Annotated in this window: 3 protein-coding genes; all 3 read right to left on the reverse strand. The window is 31.4% G+C overall.

From position 1 onward, the window contains the following. Positions 1-89 precede the first annotated feature (89 nt). Positions 90-1,961, reverse strand: coding sequence for an SIR2 family protein (locus tag D0T51_RS12025; protein ID WP_163729618.1), 1,872 nt, complete (start codon positions 1,959-1,961; stop codon positions 90-92). Between the two features lie 259 nt (positions 1,962-2,220). Further along, positions 2,221-4,029 carry a DEAD/DEAH box helicase family protein gene (locus D0T51_RS12030; protein ID WP_163729620.1) on the reverse strand — a complete coding sequence of 603 codons (1,809 nt, stop codon included), beginning with the start codon at positions 4,027-4,029 and terminating at the stop codon, positions 2,221-2,223. 72 nt (positions 4,030-4,101) lie between these two features. Next, positions 4,102-4,602, reverse strand: coding sequence for a hypothetical protein (locus D0T51_RS12035; protein WP_163729621.1), 501 nt, complete (start codon positions 4,600-4,602; stop codon positions 4,102-4,104). Positions 4,603-4,823 lie beyond the last annotated feature (221 nt).

Genomic DNA, 4,823 nt, shown 5'->3' on the forward strand with positions numbered 1-4,823 from the left:
GATAGCTTTTCTAAATCAGACGATGAAGACATGAAACTTGTTATTGGACTACTTATCCAATGGATTGAAATGGAGTCAAAAATATCACATTAGTCTATAAGTACATCCTTTTTATAGTTGATTTTTAAATTATTCTCGTGAACTATTAATTGGACAAAAAATATATCGTCCCTCTTTTTATCATATAAAATTTCGTATTTGTAGTTGATAGCGCTTATATGAAAATGTCCTATATCTACAGGCCTATCAAATAGGAGAAGAGTTTGACTGTCATAAAAGCATACACTAAAATTGTTTGATTCAAGATCCTTTATTACTCTATCTTTTTTCTGAGTATCCATTTCCATTCGCATTGCAAATTCCTTATCCCAGAATTTCTCATCCAAACTATATCGACAAACATTTTCATTGATGATATTATCATAGAGAAATGATATACACTTAATATCTCTATGAGTTATAATACCTATTTCATCAAAATGAAAATTGTAAAAGTTTTCTATTTTTTTGACTTTCTGAAATAAGTTCAGCAACTCTAGTGATTTAGATTTCATGGACTTACTATCAGGAAAAGTAAAATCCAAACTCACTCCATCCATATCTATTCTAAAAGCATAACCACTAAACATGTTTATAATCAATCGATTAAACTTAATCTCTTTATCTATTTTAGTATGTTTGTCATAGTGGGTTACGGTTGAAGATATATTTAGAACTCCATCATGTAATTTAGTCTTAAGCATGATAAATCCTTCTTCAAACTCGAACTTTATTTCTTTTTGATTTTTCACACCTCGAATCTTAGTTTTGATGTTTAGATAGTCAAACTCTATATCCTTAAATATTATATCAGCAACTTTTTCCTCTTCTGGAATAGAAAAAATTATTTTTTCAATATTCTTAGGTATTGGCATACGCAAGTCACTAAACCATGCTTCGAGATCCGAGAATTTATCATTTGTTATTTCAATGGAGTCAAAAGAAGTGGGGTTAGAAATTTGTTCGAACAAACTAGTATCTTTTAAGTTGAATTTGAAGGAAGGGAAAAAAGATTCTCCTGTTTCTATGGATTTTATTTCCTTTACTCTTATTTGGTTGTCAGTCTCTACCTCATAGCGAACATCTCTATTTCTTGTGCGCAAATATTCAGATAAAATATTTGGAGATGTACTTTTTGCTAAAACATCTGGGAGCAAATGGTTTTTTATATGCTTGTCGAGCTTATCAATAAAATCTTCTCCTGTTGTCTCTATGTAATGAATGTTGTTTTTCTTTAAAAAATTAAGCTTAGATCTATTTTCATATGGAGAGATATAGAACATCTCCTTTCTATGATCTCCAAGTCTTGAAATGATCTTGTTAATCAGTATGCTAACATTGCTATCATCTAGACTATAACCGATAAAAACTATATGGTTTGTACATAATTTACTCGTAATTAAATTCCATAGTAAAGAGCTAAAATTATCATGATAAATCTTCTCATAATCACTTTTAGAAATAACCAGATCTTCTGGATGTGTAAAATCACCATGAGCTTTTATTAAGCATATTCCATTTCTATTGACTTTGCAAAGATCTTTTTCAGAAACTATTTTGACAATTCGATCTTTGTATACTATCTCAAATAGAGAATCATAATTTGTAGTTATGATCGTTCTAATATGCGGAATCATTGCTAGTTTCTGATGAGCATCTATGCGAGAAGGTTCTTTTTGGAATATATTAGACAGTTCGTCTATAAGCTGCCTTCTATCGCCTCTGACATTAATAATATCTTCTGCAAGTCTTTGCAGATCATAACAGTACTGTATATCCTCTTTTTCAGAAATAGAAAGATTATTGTATAATATATTAGGAATATCCCGTCCTAGTGGATATCCAGCATAATAAGAAAATCCTGCTCCTGCCCATAATAAAACATCTTCTTTCCGAATTAGTTCAAAAAGCATCTCCATCATACCATGATCATTATTCATAGATAAAGAAACATTAGAATATATTACTTTTCCTATAAAGGTATACAAATTATATAAGCCTTGAAAAGGATTTGATGACTAAATTATCTCATTTATCCAGTATGGAGCCTTGCTACTTCCATCCAAGTAAGTTTGTTTTCAAATAAAATACGGTGAAATGAACTAGATTTGCATACTACACATTAAGACAGCCAACATTTTCTATGTATTTTATCTCTATATACCCAGATAAAAATGTTGGCTATACTTTTTTGTCTTTTATAAGGAATGCTCTATCCTTTTTCCCTTTAGTCGTTCTATCTCCTTCGAAATACTTATCCATCCACTTAAACCATTGCTTGCCATCTTCTTTATAGGCATAACCAAATTCCTCTATAAGCTGTTCGTATACTGCTTCTATTTCTTTACTCGTATATTTCCTGCCAACTTCAAACGAATTGTGAATCGCTTTAGTAAAACCTAATCCATTCCCTCGTAATTCCTCTTTATGTGCTATTAGTTTATTTTCAATGCGTTTCTGGGAGTAATCTAATTCTTCGAAAACGTCTTTCCCAAATGTATCATAAGCTTCTACAATAGTGGGAAAATCATTGGCAAACATATATCTCTGTTTTTTGTACTCTTCTTCACCCATGCTATCTTTTTGGGATTCTAAAGATTCCAAATTTTCGACAATTTCCTGATTTGCACCACGCGGATTGGATTTATTTCTTTTCCTCTTAAGTCTCTCCATTGCAGTTGAATGGTTGTAGATGTTGACATAATCAACTATAAAAGCATTTGATTGAAGGTAAGCATCCAGTAGATTATCTGAGGAGCTATAATAAGCTTTTACTTGCTCTTTGTTTATGTAATTGTCTATCAGAAAGAAATTTTCTTTACCTCTATCATCTATAAAATCACTGTATGACACCAATCCCATAGCTTCTTCAAAAAGTTCTTTACTTGCAGGATTGGAAGTTGTCTCTGCCAGATTTTTAAGTATTAAATAGGCTTCTCTCCATCCTGCTAAAGATAAGAGGATTTCTTTGTCAGTTTTGCAAACAATATGTTTATTGATATTAGAAATATGAGTGATACTATTTACTCCATTCCTGAATCTGCCTACAATTTGGATAGCTTCTGTAAAGGGATCGATTGTAGAATGAGAAGCATAATACAAATCTGTTGTCATAATAACATCAGGCTTATAATCTAGTTCTATATCCACTGCAGAATAAAAACGACTGGTGAAGAAGCTATATTTCTTTAAGAGGTCTGGGGCTACAGTCGTAGAAATATTATTAACTCCTCTTTTCTCTAATGTTTCCTTACTCTTACCAGAACAGAAGATAACAGAACTATCCTTGATATTTAGTGTATTTATTATCGCCTCAATGGTATCAGTAGAATTGACAAAGAAGCATATATGTTCTTTACTTGTCTTATTCAGTGTCTTTCGGACAGCAGCAACTATATCATTTGTAGTTATTAAGTCTAAATTCTGTCTATAATCATAATCTGGAATTATCTTTATAACAGAGAAGTTATCTTGTTCAAATCTTGGGTCTCTGGGGATTATGGGAGTAGCTGATACAAATGCTTTCTGTTTGAATTTAAAGAAATCATCCATAGGAATATCAATGTTTTTCCTATAATCGATATCTGTAGTTATACGTTCGCACTCATCAAACAGTAAGAAGAAATCATTATACAAACTGAATCGGGATTTCCCAACAGCTTTCTTCACCTTTATGTAGCTTTCTGGTGTTGTGATTATTTTGTATCTATTTCTAGGTTGTTTAAGATACTCTAATATCTTTTCTTCTGTTACACCCTCATAAACACCTATGATCTTTCCTTTATGAATTTCTTTCTGTTCTTTTCCTACAATTACAGGAACATTAGGTTCTATGATGATAGAATTACGTTGAGCAGCTTCTATCTCACTATATGTTGCTCCTAGTCCTGGCAAAGTCTTCCAAAGAATTGTATTAGATGGAATTTCTTTGAGTATATCAGGATAAAGGTATTTATTTTCTTTTGATATCTTTTTTTCTATGATTCTCATGCTTACAAAAGTAATAGTTTGTTTGCAAATGGATGAAGCATAATAGAACGAAAAGAGGGATTCCTCTCTTTCTTATTTGCCGTTTAGGTATCTCTCTACTTCTTCTGTTATTTCGAAATTGTAGTTTATTTTACTTTTTGTATTGTGTATCCAATGATAAGCATCGAAGTAATATCTTCCATTAGAACTTTTGTTATTATTCCTTATTATTCGACGCATCTCTTCTTTGTGCTTTTGGTAGATGTAAAATCCAAAGTCGGAAACGTTGCTGTTCATTGTCGGGATATCGTTTACATCTATTCCCTGTAAACTATAAGGTTTTCCCTCTAATACATCAAACACTAACTTAAGCAGTCCTCTATTCAAATAAAGTCTCGTTTCTGTCAGCTCATTATCTTTCCATACACTAATTGTCACATAAGGACGTCTTTCACTGTCATTCTTAAAGGTAACAGTTATTGATAATCTTTTTTTTGCAACATCAAGAAAACGTTTAAAAGATTTACTGTTGTTATAGTTAGTACCTTCAACAGTTGGTTCACTTACAGAAAAATTGATCTTAATCTTTTCCATCTTTGTCTGATCTTTTGATTTTTAATTTTATTTCTGCAATCGTGAATTTGAGGCCTCGTATTCTTGATTACATTGCAAAGATGGCTATGTCTGAAAAGGTGTGTTATAAAGAATAAAAGGCAAAACAAGGTGTATTCTTTATATATCTGAAATCTAGTAAGATTATGGCTTAAAAACAGAAAAGGTAGACTTTCGCCTACCTTTCTTAGCTTTCTTTAGAG

Source organism: Parabacteroides sp. 52 (assembly GCF_010500925.1).
In the GTDB taxonomy this organism is placed as follows: domain Bacteria; phylum Bacteroidota; class Bacteroidia; order Bacteroidales; family Tannerellaceae; genus QVMG01.